This is a genomic window from Shewanella litoralis (assembly GCF_009828585.1).
GTDB classification, from domain to species: Bacteria; Pseudomonadota; Gammaproteobacteria; order Enterobacterales; family Shewanellaceae; genus Shewanella; species Shewanella litoralis.
Map to the genome: position 1 here is coordinate 138,449 of NZ_WSRZ01000005.1, position 23,223 is coordinate 161,671.

The 23,223-nt window shown below is 41.5% G+C and carries 22 protein-coding genes and 2 tRNA genes; 16 read left to right on the plus strand and 8 right to left on the minus strand.

Annotation, left to right across the window (positions count from 1 at the left end):
* Nucleotides 1–21: 21 nt before the first annotated feature.
* Entirely contained in the window at nt 22–1,467 is a 1,446-nt protein-coding gene (locus tag GQA99_RS06510) for a M20/M25/M40 family metallo-hydrolase (RefSeq protein ID WP_160053084.1), read from the minus strand.
* Nucleotides 1,468–1,601: 134 nt separating this feature from the next.
* Between GQA99_RS06510 and GQA99_RS06515 the strand changes: the two genes are divergently transcribed.
* Nucleotides 1,602–1,898, plus strand: coding sequence for an ArsR/SmtB family transcription factor (locus GQA99_RS06515; protein ID WP_160053136.1), 297 nt, complete (start codon nt 1,602–1,604; stop codon nt 1,896–1,898).
* 381 nt (nt 1,899–2,279) lie between these two features.
* Here the strand turns inward: GQA99_RS06515 and rpsT are convergent, their stop codons facing one another.
* Nucleotides 2,280–2,546, minus strand: coding sequence for a 30S ribosomal protein S20 (gene rpsT / locus GQA99_RS06520; protein ID WP_160053085.1), 267 nt, complete (start codon nt 2,544–2,546; stop codon nt 2,280–2,282).
* Nucleotides 2,547–2,806: 260 nt separating this feature from the next.
* On the opposite strand from rpsT, the gene murJ reads away from it, so the two are divergent.
* The 12 genes from murJ (at nt 2,807) to GQA99_RS06580 (ending at nt 16,750) form a co-directional block, all read left to right on the plus strand.
* Entirely contained in the window at nt 2,807–4,366 is a 1,560-nt protein-coding gene (gene murJ / locus GQA99_RS06525) for a murein biosynthesis integral membrane protein MurJ (RefSeq protein ID WP_160053086.1), read from the plus strand.
* A gap of 148 nt (nt 4,367–4,514) precedes the next feature.
* A complete protein-coding gene (gene ribF, locus GQA99_RS06530; RefSeq protein WP_160053087.1) occupies nt 4,515–5,450 on the plus strand; it encodes a bifunctional riboflavin kinase/FAD synthetase in 936 nt (311 codons plus the stop codon).
* Between the two features lie 32 nt (nt 5,451–5,482).
* The gene (gene ileS, locus GQA99_RS06535) at nt 5,483–8,305 is read left to right on the plus strand and encodes an isoleucine--tRNA ligase (RefSeq protein WP_160053088.1); all 2,823 of its coding nucleotides are present in this window, start codon (nt 5,483–5,485) and stop codon (nt 8,303–8,305) included.
* Between the two features lie 23 nt (nt 8,306–8,328).
* Nucleotides 8,329–8,841 (plus strand): signal peptidase II, encoded by a 513-nt coding sequence (lspA, locus tag GQA99_RS06540; RefSeq protein WP_160053137.1) that lies wholly within the window; start codon nt 8,329–8,331, stop codon nt 8,839–8,841.
* A complete protein-coding gene (fkpB, locus tag GQA99_RS06545; protein ID WP_160053089.1) occupies nt 8,804–9,277 on the plus strand; it encodes an FKBP-type peptidyl-prolyl cis-trans isomerase in 474 nt (157 codons plus the stop codon). Before lspA ends, fkpB begins: the two co-directional genes overlap by 38 nt.
* A 9-nt stretch (nt 9,278–9,286) precedes the next feature.
* Nucleotides 9,287–10,246 (plus strand): 4-hydroxy-3-methylbut-2-enyl diphosphate reductase, encoded by a 960-nt coding sequence (gene ispH / locus GQA99_RS06550; RefSeq protein WP_160053090.1) that lies wholly within the window; start codon nt 9,287–9,289, stop codon nt 10,244–10,246.
* 250 nt (nt 10,247–10,496) lie between these two features.
* Nucleotides 10,497–11,051, plus strand: coding sequence for a type IV pilus modification protein PilV (gene pilV / locus GQA99_RS06555; RefSeq protein WP_160053091.1), 555 nt, complete (start codon nt 10,497–10,499; stop codon nt 11,049–11,051).
* Entirely contained in the window at nt 11,048–12,031 is a 984-nt protein-coding gene (locus GQA99_RS06560; RefSeq protein ID WP_373291410.1) for a PilW family protein, read from the plus strand. The genes pilV and GQA99_RS06560 overlap by 4 nt, the downstream gene beginning before the upstream one ends.
* Before the next feature lie 63 nt (nt 12,032–12,094).
* Complete coding sequence (locus GQA99_RS06565; RefSeq protein WP_160053139.1) at nt 12,095–12,517, plus strand: pilus assembly PilX family protein; 423 nt, start codon at nt 12,095–12,097, stop codon at nt 12,515–12,517.
* Between the two features lie 11 nt (nt 12,518–12,528).
* On the plus strand, nt 12,529–16,035 hold the full coding sequence (locus GQA99_RS06570; RefSeq protein ID WP_160053092.1) for a pilus assembly protein: 3,507 nt from the start codon (nt 12,529–12,531) through the stop codon (nt 16,033–16,035).
* A 14-nt stretch (nt 16,036–16,049) separates the two neighbouring features.
* A complete protein-coding gene (locus GQA99_RS06575; protein WP_189386209.1) occupies nt 16,050–16,445 on the plus strand; it encodes a type IV pilin protein in 396 nt (131 codons plus the stop codon).
* Entirely contained in the window at nt 16,442–16,750 is a 309-nt protein-coding gene (locus tag GQA99_RS06580) for a TapY2 family type IVa secretion system protein (protein ID WP_160053093.1), read from the plus strand. The genes GQA99_RS06575 and GQA99_RS06580 overlap by 4 nt, the downstream gene beginning before the upstream one ends.
* An 80-nt stretch (nt 16,751–16,830) precedes the next feature.
* Here GQA99_RS06580 and GQA99_RS06585 read toward each other — a convergent pair whose 3' ends face one another.
* Both GQA99_RS06585 and GQA99_RS06590 read right to left on the minus strand, forming a co-directional pair.
* On the minus strand, nt 16,831–17,355 hold the full coding sequence (locus GQA99_RS06585) for a GspH/FimT family pseudopilin (RefSeq protein WP_160053094.1): 525 nt from the start codon (nt 17,353–17,355) through the stop codon (nt 16,831–16,833).
* A gap of 140 nt (nt 17,356–17,495) precedes the next feature.
* Nucleotides 17,496–18,020: a GspH/FimT family pseudopilin gene (locus GQA99_RS06590; protein ID WP_229785836.1), complete on the minus strand. Its 525-nt coding sequence runs from the start codon at nt 18,018–18,020 to the stop codon at nt 17,496–17,498.
* 221 nt (nt 18,021–18,241) lie between these two features.
* Here GQA99_RS06590 and glnB point away from each other — a divergent pair, with 221 nt between their 5' ends.
* From glnB to GQA99_RS06605, 3 genes are all read left to right on the plus strand, one after another.
* Entirely contained in the window at nt 18,242–18,580 is a 339-nt protein-coding gene (glnB, locus tag GQA99_RS06595) for a nitrogen regulatory protein P-II (protein ID WP_124017158.1), read from the plus strand.
* 73 nt (nt 18,581–18,653) lie between these two features.
* A complete protein-coding gene (locus GQA99_RS06600) occupies nt 18,654–19,940 on the plus strand; it encodes an NAD(P)/FAD-dependent oxidoreductase (protein ID WP_160053095.1) in 1,287 nt (428 codons plus the stop codon).
* Nucleotides 19,941–20,155: 215 nt separating this feature from the next.
* A complete protein-coding gene (locus GQA99_RS06605) occupies nt 20,156–20,857 on the plus strand; it encodes a SapC family protein (RefSeq protein ID WP_160053096.1) in 702 nt (233 codons plus the stop codon).
* 181 nt (nt 20,858–21,038) lie between these two features.
* Here the strand turns inward: GQA99_RS06605 and GQA99_RS06610 are convergent.
* From GQA99_RS06610 to mutY, 4 genes are all read right to left on the minus strand, one after another.
* Nucleotides 21,039–21,114 (minus strand) — tRNA-Thr (locus GQA99_RS06610).
* A 6-nt stretch (nt 21,115–21,120) separates the two neighbouring features.
* A tRNA-Phe gene (locus GQA99_RS06615) sits at nt 21,121–21,196 on the minus strand.
* Nucleotides 21,197–21,785: 589 nt separating this feature from the next.
* Entirely contained in the window at nt 21,786–22,064 is a 279-nt protein-coding gene (locus tag GQA99_RS06620; RefSeq protein WP_160053097.1) for an oxidative damage protection protein, read from the minus strand.
* Nucleotides 22,065–22,097: 33 nt separating this feature from the next.
* A complete protein-coding gene (gene mutY, locus GQA99_RS06625) occupies nt 22,098–23,171 on the minus strand; it encodes an A/G-specific adenine glycosylase (RefSeq protein ID WP_160053098.1) in 1,074 nt (357 codons plus the stop codon).
* Nucleotides 23,172–23,223 lie beyond the last annotated feature (52 nt).

The window sequence follows — 23,223 nt, forward strand, 5'->3', positions numbered from 1 at the left end:
TGTGGTTAACTCATTATGGGTTTAATGCTGAGTTTCTTTTTGCTTAATCGGTCTTAAATCAATTTCAGACTGTGCCATCATATAAGCAAACTGAGCATAAGCCGCTGCACTTTGCGCGAGCTTTTTCGGATCAATTTTATCTAGGGTATCATTCGGTGTGTGATGATAATCAAAATAGTCGGTACCATCTTGATTGAGTGATGCTACAGGTACACCGAGTGCTGGCATAATTGACACATCAGGCCCACCAGAAGCTTCATTATTTCCTAACTGCACGCCAAACAAAGTCATTGCCGAGTGCTCTTGTTTCACTTGCTCGAATGTATCTGGGTTCACGTTAAAATCGATTTTATACACAGGACCTGCGCCAAAATCAGACTCAGCAGCTATATAATGCTTATCTAACTCATCAGCATGTTGCTCAGCATATGCTTTAGCACCCACAATACCGACTTCTTCAGCAGCAAATAACACCACTCTAATTGTGCGAGCAGGTTTTTGTGGTAAGTCTAAAATCAGTTTAGCTGCTGTCGTGACAATAGCGACACCTGCTCCATCGTCAATAGCTCCTGTGCCTTCGTCCCATGAATCTAAATGTGCACCAATGAGTACTATCTCATCTGGTTTACTGCTACCGGTTACTTCGGCTATAACATTATACGATGTCGCAATGCCCTGGTTTTCAGAAGTCATATTCAATGACAACACAATATTAGGGTCACGCTTTAGCATGGCATTAATTAAATCAGCATCAGGGTTAGACATCGCTGCAGCTGGAATTTTCGGGATCCCTTCTTCATAACGCATCATGCCTGTGTGAGCCATTCTGTCATGGTCCGTTCCAATCGAGCGGATCACAATGGCAACCGCGCCTTTTTCAGCCGCAGCTACCGCGCCACGCGAGCGTCCGCCAACACTTTCACCGTAACCTTTACCAGAAATATGACGTTCTGTTTTATGATCGATAAAGACAATTTTACCTTCTATACGACCAGGAGAGGCATTTTGCAGTTCTTCTAGGCTTTCAAAGCGTACGATAGAGGCTTGAATACCATTAACAGGCGTAGCAACGCTGCCGCCAAGCGCTGTAACCACTAACGGTTGCTCATAAGGTGACACGATACTGGCATGGGCTGAACCACGTGACCAAGCCGGAACTTGTACCGACTCTTTATAAACTTTGTCAAAGCCCATTAACCAAAGCTTTTCCATGGCCCAATCGACAGCAACGATATCTTTATCTGTGCCAGCTAATCGCGGCCCGACTTCAACGGTGAGTGATTCTACGATGTCATAACTTAATCGAGATGATAACGCCTGCTTAGCTAATAATTGGCTTATTTGGGCATCATCTGAATCATTAATGACCAATTTTGGAGAAGTTGTTTTAATTGGTGACACGGTTTGACAACCAACAAGGGCGACAAAAATGGCGCCGACTAGGCTGGCCGTTTGAAAGTGTTTCATGAGTTTCCTTTGATTATTTTAGCTAAGTCTCACTTTTTACAACAATCTACCAAAAAGTGTGCTTTATGTCCCGACTCTATTTGTAAGGGAACGCTATATTAGTGCGGGGTTAGATTTAGGAGAACATACTCGTGATGAATATAGAAAAAATGCAGCATCAAGCAGATCATGCAGTAGTGTTGCTAAAAGCATTAGCAAATGAACGTAGATTGTTTATTTTGTGCCACCTTCTTAATGAGGGTGAAATGTGTGTCGGAGAAATGAATAAAAAGTTGGGGTTAAGCCAATCGGCATTATCTCAACATTTAGCATGGCTTCGAAAAGATAATTTAGTGTGTACTAGGAAAGAAGCACAGACTGTTTTTTATTCATTAAAGAGTGATGAGGTAAAAGAGCTGATCCAAGTGCTAAATAATATGTATTGCCATTAATATCATCTCACGAACGTCTTAATGAACAGTTCATTAAGACGTTTCGCGTTTTCTTGTCTGTAAATGTGATAACTTCAATTGGTTTTACTGCACAATAAATTGAGCTCATCGTGAGTATCAATTGAGAGCCTGCAAACCTACTTAAATATCGTCTATTTTTTCAAATACCAAACTCATTATCAGCACTGTGGCCTGCCTTTATTCGTTCAGGCAGGTTAATTAATAATTTGGTATTACATATCGTGAAAGTCTTGCTGGATGAGGATGGCTTTGCAGGTAAAGTTTTGGCGTTGTCATGTTGTCTTAGAATTAGGATTTGCTGAATTTAAGACATAAAAAAACCGGCCTAAGCCGGTTTTTTAAAATCTTAAATCGTAAGAATTAAGCAACTAGTGCTTTGATTCTTGCGTTTAAGCGTGCCTTTTGACGAGCAGCTTTATTCTTGTGAATAAGGCCTTTAGTCGCCATACGGTCAACAATTGGTTGTGCAGTAGCGAATGCTTCTGTAGCCGCTTTATGGTCACCGCTCTTGATAGCAGCGATAACTTTTTTAACGTATGTACGTAACATTGAGCGACGGCTAGCGTTATGCTGACGACGCTTTTCAGACTGAAGCGCGCGCTTCTTTGCAGACTTGCTATTAGCCAAGGTGCAACTCCTAAAAACTGGATTTGATACTTTTAAAGGCCGAGGAATATGCCTGCTTTTTGTCGTCTTGTCAACGACTACGACTGAATATTCATCATAAAGATAAATTAATCCAACCTAGCATGCCTATCTTCAACCCAACTCGTGTAATATGTGGCGCAATTCTACCAGCTCTTGTGTCTGTGTGACAGAGCTAGAATAGAATATTTGTTATAAATCCCATTAATTTTGTTAGAAGTGACCGTAAGTCTGGGGGCTGTTTGAGCAAAAAATTATTTAAGTCAGGTCTTATTGTGAGTGTTATGACGCTGATTTCGCGAGTATTAGGTTTAGTTCGCGACGTGGTGATTGCTAATTTAATGGGCGCAGGCAGCAGTGCAGATGTATTTTTCTTTGCCAATAAAATCCCTAACTTTTTAAGACGCTTATTTGCCGAAGGAGCATTTGCTCAAGCTTTTGTCCCCGTATTAACTGAATATCAAGAAAAGATGACACCAGAAGATACGCGCGAGTTAATCGGTAAAGTTGCCGGAACACTAGGCGTGTTGGTTACGGTTGTGACTTTGTTTGGTGTTATTTGCTCTCCTGTCTTGGCAGCGTTGTTTGGTGGTGGCTGGTTTTTAGACTGGTTAAACGACGGCCCCAATGCCGAAAAGTTTGAGTTAGCATCATTAATGCTAAAAATTACCTTTCCTTACCTGTGGTTTATTACCTTTACCGCCTTGGCCGGCTCTATCTTAAATACCCGAGGCCGCTTTGCCGTGTCGGCCTTTACTCCCGTTTTCTTAAATGTGGCGATTATTGCGGTAGCGATGTGGTACGCACATACGCTTGAAAACCCAGAAATAGGTTTAGCGTGGGGCGTGTTTGCCGGTGGCTTAATACAGTTTTTGTTCCAAATCCCTTTCTTGATCCGAGAGAAAGCCTTAGTTAAACCTTCCTGGGGCTGGCATCATCCTGGTGTAGTAAAAATCAGAACCCTAATGATCCCTGCGCTATTTGGTGTGTCGGTTTCGCAGATTAATTTATTGTTCGATACGTTTATCGCCAGTTTTTTAATGACAGGTTCAATTAGTTGGTTGTATTACGCAGACCGGTTACTAGAGTTTCCGCTGGGGCTATTTGGTATTGCCATTGCGACTGTCATTCTGCCTGCGTTATCACAAAAGCATGTGAATGCAGAGGGAAGCGGTTTTAATCAAACAATGGACTGGGGCGTTAAAGCCATCATGCTACTAGGCGTTCCTGCAATGTTGGGGTTAATTATTTTAGCCAAACCCATGTTAATGGTGCTGTTTATGCGCGGCGCATTTACGATTAACGATGTTGAAATGGCGTCATACAGTTTAGTCGCTTATGGCTGTGGCTTGCTCAGCTTTATGATGATTAAGGTTTTAGCGCCAGGCTATTACTCACGTCAAGACACCAAAACACCGGTTAAATACGGCATTATTGCTATGGTAAGTAACATGGTGTTTAACCTGATTTTTGCTATCCCATTTGGATATGTTGGCCTAGCTATCGCGACATCTATGTCTGCATTATTAAATGCTGGGTTACTTTATCGCGGCTTACACCGTGCTGGGGTATATAAAATGACCCGACAAACATTGTTCTTTACAGCAAAAGTGACAATTTCAACAGCATTAATGGCTGGCGCCATTCTCTATTTCATGCCGCAAATCAGTGAATGGCTTGAGTGGCAGACGTTTGAACGTATGACGATGTTAATTGAACTTATTGTTGGCGGAGCCCTTGTTTACCTGTTGAGTTTATTGGTGCTTGGCGTTCGTCCTTGGAAGATTAAACGCAGCGCTTAAACAGTGACCTTAACTCTGTGGCGTTAATTGATATCTAAACAATTGCAGATGCACCTAAATGGCAGTAATAAACTGAGTTGTAAACTCGCATCTAACATTGGTTTGGGTATATAATCTGCCGATTTACAATTGGCAGTTATTGAGTGCAATGGAATTAATCCGCGGTATACACAATATTTTACCTTCTCATCATGGTTGCGTTCTTACCATCGGGAATTTTGACGGTGTCCATCGTGGTCATGCGCAGGTGATAAGCAATTTAGTCAGTAAAGCGCATCATTTTCAGCTGCCTGCAACATTAATGACTTTTGAGCCGCAACCTCAAGAACGATTTCGTGGTGCCGATGCTCCAGCTCGTTTAAGTTTATTACGTGACAAAATTAGATTACTTGACGAACTTAAAATCGATCAGTTGTTGTGTATCAATTTTACTGCCGCTTTTGCCAATCAACCTGCTGAAGTCTTTATTGAAGATTTATTGGTTAAAAAACTTGGTGTTAAGTACCTGGTTGTGGGTGATGACTTTTGTTTTGGTAAAGGTCGAACGGGCAATTTTAATATGTTGGTGGAGGCGGGTAAAAAGTTTGGCTTTACCGTCGTCAGCACTCAAAGTTTTATGGTGGGATCGTTAAGGGTCAGTTCTACCGCTGTTCGAGAGCAACTTGCACTTGGACACTTAGAGCAAGCTAGACGCTTACTGGGGCATCCTTTTATATTAAGCGGTCGTGTAGCTCACGGGCAAAAACTGGGCCGCACAATTGGGTTTCCAACGGCCAATATTGCGTTAAAAAGAAATGTGGTTCCGGTGCGCGGTGTATTTGCTGTGCGTTTGTATTGGGATGGCAGTGATGTATATGAAGGTGTTGCCAATGTGGGTTTTAGGCCGACAGTAAATGGGCAAACCTGTAGATTGGAAGTTCACTTGTTTGACTTTTCCGGTGATTTATACGGTAAACGAGTGGAAGTGGAGTTAGTAGCAAAAATCCGTGATGAACAACCTTTTGAATCATTGGATGCGCTAAAAAAACAAATTTTAAATGATGCAAACGAAGCACGCGCTTTGTTTAGCAACGATGCTAGCTGAAACTAATCAGCTTTAATAACGGTATGGGATCAATGAGCGACTATAAATTTACTTTGAATTTGCCGGAAACTGAGTTTCCGATGCGCGGTAATTTGGCAAATCGCGAGCCAGAAATGTTAAATCGTTGGACGGAAGACGGACTGTACCAACAGATCCGCGATAGCCGTACTGGTTGTAAACCTTTCATTTTGCATGACGGCCCTCCATACGCTAATGGCAGCATTCATATCGGTCACTCTGTAAACAAAATTCTGAAAGACATTATTATTAAGTCTAAAACCATGTCTGGTTTTGACGCACCTTATATTCCTGGTTGGGATTGTCACGGTTTACCGATTGAGCTCAAAGTTGAGCAAAAAGTAGGTAAGCCTGGGATTAAAATCTCTGCAGCAGAGTTTCGTGAAGAATGCCGCAAATATGCAGCGACTCAAGTTGAAGGTCAGCGTGACGACTTTATTCGTTTAGGTGTACTAGGCGACTGGCAAAACCCATATTTGACCATGGATTTTTCAACTGAAGCCAATATAGTTCGCTCGCTTGCAAAAGTTATCGACAGTGGCCATTTGCATAAAGGCGTTAAGCCAGTGCATTGGTGTACCGACTGTGGTTCAGCACTTGCTGAAGCAGAAGTTGAATACGAAGACAAAACATCACCAGCCATTGATGTGGCTTTTGTTGCTGTAGATAGCGCTGCTGTAGCGGCTAAGTTTGGTGTTGCAAATTATGCCAAGCCGGTTGCAATGGCGATTTGGACCACCACCCCGTGGACTCTGCCAGCTAACCGCGCATTGTCATTAAGCCCTGAATTAGATTACAGCCTGGTTGAATTTGTTAAAGAAGGTAAAGCTACCACTCTTATTTTAGCCCAGGTTTTAGTTGCGTCTTGTCTTGAGCGTTATGGCGCCGAGTCACACACTATTTTAGGTGAAGTGAAAGGTGCAGAGCTTGAACTTATGCGCTTTAGTCACCCATTCTACGCATTCGATGTGCCTGCTATTTTGGGTGATCATGTCACAACAGATGCGGGTACCGGTATTGTTCATACTGCACCAGGTCATGGTCAAGACGACTTTGTGGTTGGCCAGAAATACGGCTTAGAAGTTGCAAACCCAGTCGGCGATAATGGTGTTTACAAGCCTGATACCGAATTCTTTGCCGGGCAGCATGTATTTAAAGCCAACGCGAGTGTGGTTGAGTTACTTGAAGAAAAGGGCGCGTTATTACTGCATGTACCTTATCGCCATAGTTACCCACATTGCTGGCGCCACAAAACGCCAATTATTTTCCGTGCAACGCCGCAATGGTTTATCTCTATGGATAACCATGGTTTACGTTCGCAAGCATTGAAAGAAATTGAAAAGACACAGTGGATCCCTGATTGGGGCCAAAGCCGTATTGAAAAAATGGTAGAGAACCGCCCTGACTGGTGCATCTCACGTCAGCGTACCTGGGGTGTACCTATCACATTATTTGTACATCGTGAAACTGAAGAACTGCATCCAGATAGCGTGTCTCTAATGGAGCGTGTTGCACATCGTATAGAGCAGCAAGGCATTCAAGCATGGTGGGACCTTGATGCAAGTGAGCTACTCGGCGATGAAGCAGAACAATACCGCAAAGTCACAGATACATTAGATGTATGGTACGACTCAGGTTCAACGTTCTCATCAGTGGTTGCTGCGCGCCCTGAGTTCCAGGGGCATGAAGTTGATTTATATCTTGAAGGTAGCGATCAACACCGTGGTTGGTTTATGTCGTCGCTAATGATATCTACCGCGATGAATGGTAAAGCACCCTACAAGCAAGTCTTAACCCACGGTTTTACCGTTGATGGTAAAGGCCGCAAGATGTCAAAGTCTGTGGGTAACGTGATTGCACCATTACAGGTAACAAACAAACTTGGTGCAGATATTTTACGCTTATGGGTTGCTGCGACCGATTACAGCGGTGAAATGACCGTATCTGACGAGATTTTAAATCGTAGTGCAGATGCATATCGCCGTATTCGTAATACTGCGCGTTTCTTGTTAGCTAACTTAAATGGCTTCAACCCTGAAACTGACATGATTGCATCAGAAGATATGGTCGCGTTAGATCGTTGGGTTGTTCGTCGTGCAGCTGCATTACAACAAGAAATCATTGAAGCGTATGATCAATACAACTTCCACCAAGTGACTCAAAAGCTAATGCAGTTCTGTTCAGTTGAGTTAGGCAGTTTCTATCTTGATATCATTAAAGATCGCCAATATACCGCTAAGCAAGAAGGGCATGCTCGTCGTAGCTGTCAATCTGCGCTTTACCATATTGCTGAGGCAATGGTGCGTTGGATGACACCAATTTTAAGCTTTACCGCTGATGAAGTGTGGCAATTATTGCCAGGTAAACGTGAAAAGTATGTGTTTACCCAAGAATGGTACCAAGGCTTAGAAGCGGTCACGCTAGATACAGATTTAAGCGATGATTATTGGGATAAACTATTAACTGTCCGTAATGAAGTTAACAAAGTACTTGAACAAGCTCGTCGTGACAAACGTATTGGTGGTTCATTAGAAGCTGAAGTGACATTGTTCGCCGATGCTGATTTAGCCGCTGAGTTAGCTAAAGTGGGTGATGAATTACGCTTTATTCTTATTACCTCTAAAGCCGCTGTTGCGGATATGTCGCAAGCCGGTAGCGATGCCATCGAAACTGAATTAAGTTCGCTTAAATTGGTCGTTGCCAAAAGTAGCGCCGAGAAGTGTGAGCGTTGCTGGCACTATCGTGAAGAGGTTGGCACTATCGAAGCACACCCAACATTGTGTCAACGTTGTGTGACCAATATTGAAGGTGAAGGCGAGCAGCGCGAATTCGCTTAAAGGAAGATTAAACAATGAGTTCTGTGCCATTAACTTGGAAAGACAGTGGCTTGCGTTGGTATTGGGTAGCTGCATTGGTGTTTTTAGCCGATCAGCTCTCTAAACAATGGGTCATCGCTAACTTCGAACTGTATGACTCGGTAAAGTTACTGCCATTTTTTAACTTCACCTACGTAAGAAATTACGGCGCCGCCTTTAGTTTTCTTGATGATGCAGGTGGTTGGCAGCGTTGGTTTTTTGCCGTTATAGCTGTTGGTTTTAGTACTTTGTTGACTATTTGGCTGCGTAAACAGTCACACACAATGTGGCGCAGTAATTTAGCGTTCACCTTAGTGATCGGTGGTGCTTTGGGCAACTTAGTTGATCGTTTAATGCACGGTTTTGTCGTGGATTTTATCGATTTTTACTGGAACACTAGTCATTACCCTGCTTTTAATATCGCAGACGCTGGCATATTTGTTGGTGCAATATTAATAATTTGGGAATCTTTTAAGCCCGATGCAAAGGCATCGGAGGAGCAATCTAGCCGTGACTGATTTAACCAAGCAAGATGACTATGCATTACTGTGTCATATGAATATAGTCCTAGAAGATGGTTCTACCGCTGACAGCACCAAAGCATCGGGAAAGCCTGCTCGCTTAAATATAGGCGACAACAGTTTAAGCCCTGCATTTGAAGCTCAGCTTAAAGGTTTAAAAGCAGGAGATAAGCATCAATTTACACTCGCACCACAAGATGCGTTTGGTGTGTCAAACCCTGATGCAATTCATTATATGGATCGCAGTCGTTTCCCTGCAGACATGAAACTGGAAGCGGGCGTCATTGTCAGTTTTGCCGGCCCCGGTGGCAGTGAAATCCCAGGTATTGTGCGTGACACTGCCGGTGACTCTATTACCGTTGATTTAAATCACCCGCTCGCAGGACACACCATTACATTTGAGCTTGAAGTGGTCAGTGTTATTACGGAATAAAGGTAAAACATGTTGAAAGTTGATCCTACATCGCCAGAACTCAGCATTTTACTCGCAAATCCACGCGGTTTTTGTGCTGGGGTTGATCGCGCTATCAGTATTGTAGAGCGTGCATTAGAGCTGTTTGAGCCTCCTATCTATGTACGCCATGAAGTGGTACACAATCGTTATGTGGTTGACAATCTAAAGCAACGAGGTGCGCTTTTTATTGATGAGCTCCATCAAGTGCCAGATAATAGCATTGTTATTTTTAGCGCCCATGGTGTGTCACAAGCAGTAAGAAAAGAAGCAAAAACGCGTGGACTAAAAGTCTTTGATGCGACTTGTCCGCTGGTGACTAAAGTGCATCTACAGGTGACACGTGCAAGCCGTAAAGGTATTGAGTGCATTTTGATTGGTCACGAAGGTCACCCTGAAGTTGAAGGTACCATGGGGCAATACGATAACCCTAATGGCGGTGTTTATCTAATTGAGTCACCAGAAGATGTGAACCATCTGAAGGTCAATAACCCAGATAATTTGTGTTTTGTCACCCAAACGACGCTTTCAGTGGACGACACATTAGATATTATTGCGGCTTTACAACAGCGTTTTCCTTCTATTGAAGGCCCGCGTAAAGATGATATTTGCTATGCCACACAAAATAGACAAGATGCGGTACGTAGCATGTCTGCTGAAGTCGATTTGCTTATTGTTGTCGGTTCAAAAAACAGCTCTAACTCAAATCGTTTACGCGAACTTGCTGAAAAAACCGGTACCCAGTCTTATTTAGTCGACACTGCCGCAGATGTTGAAGCCGCTTGGTTTGATGGTGTAAAAAAAGTAGCTGTTACCGCAGGCGCTTCAGCGCCAGAAGTTTTGGTGCAACAGGTCGTTAACGCAATCGCTACATTAGCACCGAGTGTTATTACCGAAGTTGAAGGTCGTAAAGAAGATACCGTCTTTGCAGTTCCTGCTGAATTACGTTAATAAATTCAAATACCTATATATGAAAACCCGCAATCTAATTTAGGTTGCGGGTTTTTTGTACTTGCGCAATAAACCGAGTATAATACTGATTAGATGTTAACTTTTTAAATCAATGTAAATATATATCAATGCTACTTACTGATTACATTTAACTCAGTTATTATTACAAATTGGTTAATGTAATTTTTTGTAGATTTAGGTTTAAGGCGACCCAAGGTTTTTATTGCCTTTTCATGGAGGTTTGGCTCTGATGTCATTTAAAAGGAATGGATTTTCCTTAATCGAAGTAATGGTTTCACTGGTTATTCTGGTGATAGGCCTTATTGGCATTTTTAATCTGCATTTAGTCGCCAAAAAAGGCAGTTTTGAGTCCTTTCAACAAACCCAAGCGTCATACTACGCTAATGACATTATTAATCGTATGCGAATTAACAGCAGCCAGCTTGCTAGTTATGCAGGTACTTATACCGGCACTTCAATCACGTCTGCCAAAGCTTGTGATGTAATTGTGGGTGCCAATACCACATGTACCAATATAGAAACCCGCAACTGGGACTTATTTCAGTGGGAACGCGCTTTTTCCGGTGTGAACGAAATATCATCAGATAATAACAATGTCGGTGGACTTGATTCCGCTACAGCATGTATCCGAGTCGTTGGGACTGATGTAACTGTGGTAATGACCTGGAAAGGGGTTCGCGCAACCTCAGACGGCACTGAGACAAAGTCTAGTTTCGTAAAAAGTTGTGGTAGCAGTAGTGATAGGCGGCGTGCGTTAGATGTAGATACGGCAATTATAAGATGATGATTAAAATTATAAAGATAACAAAAATAACAAAACAACAAGGTATGTCACTGGTAGAGCTAATGGTGGCGATGTTGATCAGTTTGTTTTTAACAGCTGGTCTTTTTACCATGTTTAGCATGTCTTCAAGTAATGTCACCACAACAAGTCAATTTAATCAATTACAAGAAAATGGCCGTATAGCTCTAGCTATTATGGAACGCGACTTAAGCCAGCTTGGTTTTATGGGTGACATCACGGGTACTGATTTTATTATTGGCAGTAATACAACGTTATCGGCCACCGCAGTAACGGCAGATTGTGTGGGTGCAGGGTTAAATAACGCCAGTTTCCCCAATGGGCAACTTTCTCATTTCAGACGGTTATGGGGATACGAGCAAGGCGTAAGTGCAGAATCATTAGCGTGTGTTTCACCAAATAACGCCACTGATGTCATCCAAATTAAACGCTTAATAGGGCCACCAGCAACAGTGCTTACTTCAACGCGCTATTATGCAGCATCTACGTCAAATGAAATCATTTTTTTCAATGGTAGCGCAGCGGCGCCAGGGTTGGCTAATAGTCGTATTTGGGAATATCAGCATCATGTTTATTTTATTCGTAATGACGGAGCAATACCGGTGTTAAGACGTCGTACGCTATCAATTAATAACGGCATGAATAATGAAGAACAGCTTGTAGAAGGCATAGAAAACATGCGAATTCTGTATGGTTTCGACAGTAATGGCGACGGCACTGCAGATAGCTATATGCCAGTACAAAATGTTACCACGTTAATGTGGGATAATGAGATATTTCAACGTTTAGTGTCTCTAAGAGTATTTTTATTGGTTCGCTCAAGTGAAGAGGATAGAACCTATACCAATGACAATACCTATACACTTGGCGATAAAACTATAGGGCCGCTTAATGACAGGTTCCGCCGTAAAGTGGTATCGAGCACTATCGTTTTAGAAAACCCAATTTTAATTAACCTATAATATAGCGGCTCATTACGTAATTTTTTGAGCTGATGCAGCAAAGGCAGGTAAATGATTACATCAATAAAGAAGCAGCAAGGAATAGTGTTGTTTTTTTCGTTAATCGTCCTAGTGCTAATGACCTTGATTGGTGTGGCATTGGCTGTGAATTCGACCCAGTCATTGAGAATGTCTGGCGCGGGTTCAGAACGAATTGAGGCGATGGCTTCTGCTCAAGGCGGGCAGGATAAAGTTATTTTGGCTAATACAGGTAATAACACTTTCACAAACATCATAGCTATTTCTCAAATAGTTGATAATGACTTAGGTGTTACAAATACCATAACGCCATTGGTTGTAGGAGATGTACGATGCCAACGAAGTACAAAAGGCAATTCAGTTCCTATACTTTGTCGTCGAATTGAAATTTCGAGCGCTGCAATATTTGGCCGCAATAATATGGGGCTAGTGACAGTGGTTGTTGGTATTGAACAAGAAGTTAACTGAAGGAGTTAGTCATGTTTTTTAAACAATTATTTTATACATTGCTATTTGCAATTTTGGCTTACTCATCCATCAGCTTCGCCGATGATACTGAGTTGTATGTGCTTGAGTCTACCGCTCGTACGGGGTCTAAACCGCAAGTACTTATTATTTTTGATACATCCGGAAGTATGAGTACAGGTTTTACGACTGACGAACCCTATGACCGTGGTAATGAAAATGTTAATAATGGAGGTCGTTTAACAAACTCAACTAAATTATTTTTTACTCGCAGTAGTAGTAACATTCCATTGTCATCTAGTGATCAATATTTTCTCGCAGAGTCGAATGGCTGTGGTGTTAGTGATGATTATTTAAAAGATTATGGGATGTTTACTGGCTATTTGCGTGAACATAAATATATCGGTGAAAACGGTGAATGGTCAGAGTTCCCTTTAACGGATGGAAGCAGCATTCAATACGTTGATTGTTATGAAGATATAGCTGAATTAAATTTTAAAAACCGCAAAGAAACAAATGGCTTCCCTGTTGATGGTTTAGGCACGAGCTCTAAACCAGAACGTTATACTAAGATTACTAATTCATCTTCGACAGCAGAAATTGAAGCGGCGGTAACAAAAGCCAAATTGACCAATTTTGGTATTGGTCAACCGATTACTATTTATACTGAGAGATACGTTGATTGGTTCCATAGTACTAAAGCTCAGAGAAGTTATTCCCGATTACAAGTAGCTCAACGGGTAATAGAAGACACCATTGTCACTACTCCTGGTGTTGATTTCGGTTTATCAGTGTTTAATAACAACTCTTACAGTTCAATCAGTGGAGGGCGTATTGTATATGGTATAACTACTAATAATGTGTCAAATAAAACTAATTTGCTTTCAACTATTAGCTCTTTTAATGCCAATGGCTGGACTCCATTATGTGAAAATCTATATGAGGCATATCGTTACTTTGCTGGCTTGAGGGTGTATTTTGGTGATAAGGATCCTTACAGAACACCAAAACGCGATACTTCAGTAGAAAGTAATGGAAGTTATATATCTCCATTCGTAGGTAAGCAGTGTCAAGATAAAGCCTATGTTATTTATGTCACTGATGGTGCTCCAACATACGATAATGATGCAGATGCGGAGATAAAAAAACTTCCTGGTATTACAAAAGCATATTCAGGTAACTATTTACCAGCACTTGCCGGTTGGTTAAATAACAATGATGTTAATACCAGTCTTGATGGTACTCAAACTGTTTCAACTTACACCATTGGTTTTGGTTCTGATGCAAATTCAGTTGCGGCTATTTTGAAAGAAACAGCCAGTCGAGGTGGTGGGGCTACATACACTGCATCTGACGCTGAAAAATTACAAGAAGCATTGCAGTCGATTTTCTCTAATATTTTAGAAACTAATTCTAGTTTTACTTCTCCATCTGTTGCTAGTAATAATTTTGATAGAACCCAAACATTAGACTCGGTTTACTATGCGATGTTTTTACCTAATGAAGGCCCCCGTTGGGTTGGTAATTTGAAAAAATTCAAAGTAACAGGTTCCGGTGATGTGGTTGATAAAAACGGTAATGATGCCATTGATGATGATGGCAATTTGGCTTCATCAGCATGTTCTTATTGGACAGCCGATTCAGTATGTAGCTCTACTAGTGGTGGCGGTGATGGTAATAACGTTGAAATCGGAGGAGCATTAACTAAGCTTCAATCAACGACTAGTCGAACACTGTATGGTAACTTTGGTACTGGCGGCTCATTAAAAACATTCAATAAATCAAATGCTGAGGCCAGCCTTGGTGGTGAGGCAGCGTTAGCGACTTTTATGGGTGTTGATAAAACGGAGCTAACTAAATTATTCAACTGGACGATTGGTATCGATGTCGACGATGAAGATAAAGACGGCTCAACCACCGATAAACGCGCGGACATTATGGGTGACCCACTGCACTCTAAACCGTTAGCGATTAACTATGGTACAGAAAGCGCGCCAGATATACGTATTTTACTGGGCACCAATGCAGGCTTTTTACACATGTTTAAAGACAGTGGTGCGAGCATTGAAGAGTCATGGGCCTTTATGCCGCAAGAGCTATTGCCTAACCTTCGTGAGTTAAGAGCAAACGTACCAACAGGCGTTCATTCGGTTTACGGTATGGATAGCACACCTGTCGCATATGTTAAACGTAATGCATCAGGTGCTATTGATAAAGCATGGTTGTTTGTGGGTATGCGCCGCGGCGGAAAATCGTATTATGCCTTTAACATTACCAACCCCGATTCTCCACAATTTATGTGGAAAGTTGACCCAAGCTCCGCAGGGATGAGTGATATGGGCCAGTCTTGGGCCGAGCCCGTGGTCACGTTTATCCCTGGCGTGCCAGCAGGCAATACCTCTGCAGATACCGCTGCTCCTGTGGTGATTATTGGCGGTGGATATAACCCTTCAACTAAAGATGGTGCAGGAGTTGGTACAGATGACACTACCGGTCGCAGTGTTTATATTTTAAATGCAGAAACTGGAGCCCTAGTATATCGATTTGGTACAGGCTCAAGTGGAACTCAATTACCTGGTATTGTTGATAGTATCCCAAATAGTATTGCAGTATTAGACAGTAACGGTGATAGATTGACTGACAGATTATATGCAACTGACACAGGGGCTAATATTTGGCGTATGGATTTACCTAGTGCTTCACCGACGAGTTCTACTAGTCCGTGGACGGCATTTAAGTTTGCGAGCTTAGGGGGTTCTACACAAGCAACCGATAAACGCTTTTTTGCAGAAGCCGCAGTGGCGCAAACGGTATTTACGAATATTTCTCAAGTATCAGTCACCGACTCGTCTAATAATACAACCACAAGTCTAACGTATCAAAATATCCCTTATGATGCCGTTACCGTTGGCAGTGGTAATCGACCGCACCCTTTAGATACAACACGCTCTGATAAATTTTTTGTGTTACAAGACCGTAATGTGGTGACTAAATCGTTTACTGGCGCTACAGGTAAAGAGATCCCTGCTGCCTTAGAGTTAGTCAATCTTTATGATGTGTCTTCAACACCACCGACAACTGAGGCGCAGAATATCGCGTTTGGGACAAAACGAGGTTGGTATTATAACTTTGCAGCCAAAGGCGAAAAAAGTTTATCGGCATCTACAATCATTAATGGAAGAGTGTTCTTTACTTCTTATGTTCCAGGAGATAATACATCAGCAAACCAATGTTTAGCCATTGGGCAAGGTCGATTATATGGTTTTGATTTACATAAAGGTACCCGCTCGTATACACAAGAGTATTTAGAAATGGGCGCGCGAGTACCAGATACGCCTCAGTTAGTCATACCACCAAATGGCACATCAGATAGCTATATGTATCTCATTGGTATTGGCTCTGCTGGCGATGATATGGAAAAAGTCGATGATGATGAAAGTGATGGCTGTGCTGCGGGTGATAATAAATGTATCCGTGGTGGTCCAGGCGTAAATAAGATTTATTATCATATTGATGAGTAGGAAAGAGTAAAATCATGAAACAGTTTCAATCCGGATTTACATTAATTGAAGTGATGATCACAGTCGTGATAGTGGGAATTTTAGCTTCAATTGCTTATCCAAGCTATACTCAATTTGTTGCCAAAGGCGCTCGAGGTGATGGCTTAGCAGGTGTTATGCATGTTGCTAATTTACAAGAGCAGTATTACCTGGATCACCGCAGCTTTACCACTGACATGACCAAGCTTGGTTTAACTGCAGACCCTTGGGTTGTAGAAAATACCTATTATAAAGTTGATACCACATTAAGCGGGGGTGATTACACAGTGACTGCCACCGCAGTGGGTGTTCAAGCTAGCCGTGATAGCGCATGTGCAACAATATCGTTAACTTCAGCAGGCAGTAAAACCCCGACGGAGTGTTGGAAATGAAAACAGTAATATCTTTTATCCTACTATCAATGTTTATATCTGCTGATGCTTCAGCTGTAGAAGAAACTGAAGTGACATTAACACCGTATAAGTGTCATATAGAGACACCTAATGGTTCAAATATTGCTCTATTTTTGTGGGATAAGGCACTTGTTGTACAGGAACAAAGTGCGCTACTTGCTGATTATGTCCCAACCATTTCAAATGAGCGGCTTATCGTTAAAAGAGTCGTGGAATGTATAACTGAAGATAAAGTATTTAAAGATGTATTAGTGCGTGAACTAGATGCACAAAGAACGCATTAGTATTGCATTTCAATGATAGTGAAAAAAGGCTTACTTATTTAAATAAGTAAGCCTTTTTGTTGGCTTAACCTAAACTTAGGTTAGCTACAGGCCACTGCTGTCGTGACTTTTGAAATTCGACCCGATGAATTGATATTTAAGGCTTCAGAAGAGCTGCTGGTGACTTTGCCAGGGCAATATCTAAATACGCCACTACCGCCATTTGTTCCCATACCATCTGGGTTAAAGCTATATCTTGAGAGATCTGATTTAATAAAGTCATTACTATTAAATGCATCAACTTTACGCAATACAATATCTGCTATGCCATTAGTCGTGTCCATTGAACCAATGGTACCGTTGTCAATAAATACGCTAAAGCCCTTGGTCCAGTCGGTGCCGCATGAGGTTGATGTCATCGGGCAAACAGAGACTCTACTGCCGTAACTCACGGCTTGGCTTCTGGCAAAAACTATTGATGATTCAATAGTGCTAATCGCACTCCTTGCTCTTATTCCTTCATAAAGTGAATTGAATGAAGGCACTGCAACAGTAATAAGAATTGCGGCTATTACAACCGTAACCATCACCTCGACTAAGGTAAACCCTGACTGTAACTTTTTCATGTGTGCATCCTCATCTATATAAAGAAGAGTATAACGAAGCACAGCGTGAATTACAGTGTTTAATTGGCTATTTATTGTTTAGTGATTATATTTGCTCATAATGCTGTATCTGATTATAAATTAAAGATAAAAACACTGATTTAAATGGGCTTACATTGAATGTTTTTCTTCTTTGACATTCTGGCTCGTCCAGCTTGATTAACGATAACCGCTTTTGAATATTCACTATCAATGGCACTTGGGCAATATGTCAGTGTGCCGTTAGTCCCAGAGGCTAGACCATCTGGCTGAAAGCGTACAGCAGCCCTGTTGTAACCAACAAAGTCATTTTTATTAAACGCTGAAGTTTGTTGCAATAGGCTGTCATTAGCATCGAGTTGATTTTTTTTACCCCTATCAATAAACACGCTTAATCCTATTCGCCAATCTGAAGAGCATTTGTTATCGACAATAGGACAGACTGTCACTCGGGTTCCATAACTAATGGCCATATTTCTAGCAAACTGCATTGTTTGTTGTATCACTTTAATACTGCTCTGTGCTCTCACTTGCTCGTTTACCGCAGTAAAAGACGGAATGGCGATGAGCGACATAAGCATGACAATTAATGTGGTGACGATGAGCTCAATAAGGCCAAAGCCATTGTGATTTTGAATGTAAGGCATAACAGTTCATCCTTAATCTAGTTGCAGCATCCTGCTACGGGGTCAATTAGTATAGAAAATGAACAGCGTTTTTGCCGTGAAATATCTTTTTCTAAATACGTAAAATAGCAGCGACAATTAGCTACAGATTCAAGTAAGATATTTGCAAGCAGTTTGGTTGCAATAAACGTCAACGACGACATATGTTTAACCAACAATTTAGCCGATGACAGGAGTATGTAATGAAAAAAGTCGAAGCCATTATTAAACCATTTAAATTGGATGATGTGCGTGAGTCACTCGCTGAGATTGGCATTACGGGTATGACAGTGTCAGAAGTAAAAGGTTTTGGCCGTCAAAAAGGCCACACTGAGCTATATCGTGGCGCAGAATACATGGTCGATTTTTTACCTAAGGTTAAAATTGAACTAGTGATTCAAGATGAGTTGCTAGAGCGTGCCATCGATGTCATTGTTGATACCGCCAGAACCGGCAAAATTGGTGACGGTAAGATTTTTGTTACCGATGTAGAGCGAGTTATCCGTATTCGTACCGGTGAAGAAAACGAAGAAGCAGTATAAGGCCCGCAGGGGCCTTTTTTATATTTGTTTATTTTGTGTCACATTGTTAGGAAAAGGTATTTAGAGGTAATTTATGCAGCAAAGAATTGTTATTGTAGGCGGTGGAGCAGCAGGATTAGCATTAGCTTCAAAATTAGGGCGTAAGTTCGGTAACAATTCTTTGGTCGATATCAGTTTGATTGATAAAAACACTGTACACATTTGGAAACCTAAATTACATGAAGTTGCCGTAGGGGTAATAGACCAATCCATCGAAGGATTACAATATCGCGATCATGGTCTTAAAAATGGTTATCGTTATATTCGTGGAGCCATTGAACAATGTGACCCGCAAACCAAAACAATTCAACTCGCGCCAGTCTATAACGATGATGGTGAACAGATTATCGCTGAGCGCCATATTGCATATGACACCTTAGTGCTAGCGTTAGGTGGTGTCTCCAATAGCTTTAATACGCCTGGTGCTGAAAAACACTGCATATTTTTAGACAGTCTAGATAGCGCTAATTTATTCCATCAAAAGTTGATGGATGCGTTATTACAACTCAATGAAACCCAAGATCAGTTAGGTATCGGAATTGTTGGTGCAGGGGCAACAGGTGTAGAGCTATCGGCAGAGCTTCATCATGTGATTGAGTCTGTAAAAGAATACGGATATCAGAACATTTCAAAAGATCATCTAGACATTAACCTGATTGAAGCATCGAATAAAATATTGCCACAATTGCCAGAGCAAGTGAGTGCAAGAGCACAAACGGTATTATCAAAGCTCGGTGTCAAATTGCATCTTGGCGTGCAAGTTAAAGAAGTCACCAAAGAAGGCTTTGTGACCGCAACGGGTGATGTCATTAAAGCCAATATTAAAGTATGGGCTGCTGGCGTTAAAGGGCCAAAAGTATTCGAGAACTTTACTCAGCTCCCTGTGACACCACGTAATCAATTAGATGTTGATGACTGCATGCGAGTAAAAGGGGTCAGTGATATCTATGCGTTAGGCGATTGCGCGCAATTGATATTACCATCAGGTAAACCGGTTCCACCTCGTGCCCAAGCTGCAGCGCAAATGGCAGACCGCCTATACGCTAATTTGTGCTTAAAAATGAAATTGCAGCCAGAAAAGCCATTTGAATACAAAGATTATGGTTCATTGGTTTCATTAAGCCGTTTTTCAGCAGTCGGTAATTTGATGGGGAATTTACGCTCTGGCGATTTTTTCGTAGAAGGTCACGTAGCACGCTTAATGTATATCTCGTTATATCAACGCCATTTAGCCAGCTTATATGGTTGGTTTTCTGCTTCAGTGTACCGTATTGCGCAAAAACTCCTACGTTGGCAACGCCCTAAACTTAAATTACATTAACACCCATTTTGTCACTAAGAGGGCTTTATTACTGATAAAGCCTTTTTATTGCACAATAAAGCAGCTTTTGATGATGATAAGCGCAATTTAATCTAAATGTACTTGAATTTAAGATTGAACTTGGTAGTTTCAGTTATTAATGAGTTGTTAACTCTCGTATAGATACCAAGCTGTACGTATGTCAAAGAAGATAATCAGTGCCTCAGGGAGCCAAGATGCAAAACCAAATTACGTTATTAGAACAAACCAAACATGGTGATTTAAAACTGATCCCAAGTGATTTTTCGCATGTGTCTGAACAACATATCGTGCCGGTAACACTTCATGAAATCAGCCGTGCAGCGACGGAATATCCAATTGTGTTTGTTAAAAATAGCGACACCAATGAATTTCAATCAGTTGCAATGCTAGGGTTAAAGCCCGGGCAAAATTTAAGTGTTAAAGATGGCAAGTGGCAAGGTCTGTATATTCCTGCGGTAGTGCGCGATTACCCACTTGGATTAGTGCTTAACCCTGATGTAAAAGATAAGGTATGGATTGGTATTCGTGAAGAGGCCAAAGAGGTTAGCAAAACTGATGGCGAAGCATTGTTTGAAGACGGTAAAGAAACGCCATTTTTAGAAGCGCGCAAGAAAGCATTGATTACTCACTATGAGCAAGACCAAGCCACTCGTGGCATTTTAGGCTTTTTAAATGAAAAAGGCTTATTGATTAATCAAACTCTTACTGTTGATGTGGCTGGCGAAAAGCGCAATATCAATGGTTTGTATGTTATCGATGAAGTAAAGCTTAACGCATTAACTGACGAAGAATTTTTAGACTTGAAAAAACGCGGCTTATTAGGTCCAATCTTTGGCCATTTAGGTTCGTTAAATCAAGTTAATCGTCTTGCAAGAGTTGAAATGCAAGGTAAATAATCTGGTAGCTTATTGATACCGTTATAACGAAGGCACTCTATCGAGTGTCTTTTTTATGGCTAACTTTTAAAAAGCTTAAGTGATTAAGGGAAATGGTGAGTAGTGCTAAGCATGACGTTTGTGACAATCTATAATCGTCAGATGCAAAAAAGCCACTCATTGAGTGGCTTTTTTGTTTTTATGGTGCCGGCACCAAGAGTCGAACTCGGGACCTACTGATTACAAGTCAGTTGCTCTACCAACTGAGCTATGCCGGCTAATTGTGGTGCCCGAACCCGGAATCGAACCAGGGACACGAGGATTTTCAATCCTCTGCTCTACCGACTGAGCTATTCGGGCAACTAAACTAAGCGTTAGTTTACTACTTCAAACTAGGTACTAACTTGGTAATCAGTGCCTGTCTCGTCTGGAGTGCGCACATAATATAGTGATGGTTTTTATCGTGCAAGTGCTTTTTAAATCTTTTTACTCGTTCGGCTAGTTAATGTGCAAACTGATGCAATTTTATCTGCTATTGATGATTTTTAATCCGAAATGGCTAAATTTCAAAATGAATACTTCGCCAGAGCCGTGTTTTGCGGGTGAATATTGGCTTTATATCGACAAGTGATTGTCACTAGCGACAAAAATAAATGCTATTTTCACTAAACTGACCTAACTATTTATCATGGTTGACGACTTTATCTTTAAATGGTGTAACAAAGCGGTTAGATATTGATGCAAAAGCGATATGTGAGGTGCAGATCTTTGGGGGGAGGGCGATTACCGTGTCGGTTATATCAGTAAAACCTCTTTTTCGATGAAACAATGTGAAATGAAAATGGGTTTAGGTGCTAACGACGTATTAGCCATTGTCATTGAAGGCGTTAAGCAATAAATAACAGGCGCAAAAAAGCCGCATGTTTTGCGGCTTTTTTAGTAATGTTTGTTATTCGTCTTCTGCTGGTGGTACATAACCTTCAATTTCAACGTCTTTACCTTCAAATAAAAAGCTCAGCATTTGCGCTTCTAAAAATTTGCGGTCATCGACATTCATCATGTTAAGTTTCTTTTCATTAATGAGCATTGTTTGCTTTTTTTGCCACAAACCCCATGCTTCTTTACTGATGTTGTCATAAATGCGCTTACCCAATTCGCCTGGGTACAGCTGAAAATCTAAGCCGTCGGCAGATTTGTTAAGGTGTAGACACTGAACGGTACGAGCCATGATGATTCCTTACTAACTTATTTACGGTTAAAACTAATGTGTCGCGAAAAGTACGGCTAAATTAGACAAAATACGTTCTGTGGCTGCCGCCAACCCGACTTTCGCAGGTTGCTCTATGTTATACCAGAGAGCGCTGTGTTGTTCCATGATACTCGTTGCAGAGTCTGGCGTAATCTCAACTAATACCGGTTGTATATCTAAATGGAAATGGCTAAAAGTATGCCTAAATCCAGCAAGCCCTTGTGTTGATGCCTCTAATTTATGTATGGCTAAGTAATCTGTTAATTGAGCTTGAGTATCAAATTGCGGAAAACACCACAAGCCACCCCAAATCCCCGCTGGTGGTCGTTGGATTAACTGCACCTTGGTCGCATCGGTGCTGTTATCGACCATCACCAACATAAATGCTGACTTTTCTGGCGTGACTTTTTTAGGTTTTTTACCTGGATATAAGCTTTGATTACCTTGTAATTGTGCAGTGCAGTCTATGGCGACAGGACAGTGGGCACATAAAGGTTTACTACGGGTACATACACTAGAGCCAATATCCATCATCGCCTGATTAAACTTTTCCACTCCTTCTTTTGGGGTAAGTGTTTCAGTTAATTGCCATAATTTTTGCTCTACGGTTTTAACCCCAGGCCAACCTTCAATGGCACCGTGTCTTGCTAATACGCGTTTTACATTACCGTCTAAAATAGGGTGATGTTGCCCTAAAGATAACGAAAGTACAGCCCCAGCGGTTGATTTACCTATGCCAGATAATGCAACCACATCATCAAAGCGTGTTGGAAACACACCATCAAAAGCGTCTCGAATATGTTGTGCAGCTTTATGTAAGTTGCGGGCTCGGGCGTAATAGCCTAAACCTGTCCATAGGTGCAAAACTTCATCTTGGTGGGCATTAGCAAGATCAATAACGGTAGGAAACCTTGCCATAAACTTTTCATAGTAGGGGATAACCGTCGCAACCTGGGTTTGTTGCAGCATAATTTCAGACACCCAAACTCTGTAGGGTGTTTTATTGGTTTGCCAGGGCAATGTTTTGCGACCATGAAGGTCGTACCAAGCGATTATACGCTCAGCAAATGGAGTCACTTTTTTCATGGGCGCAGTGTATCCATAGCGATTTTATTACACAAGTAGGCAAACCATTTTA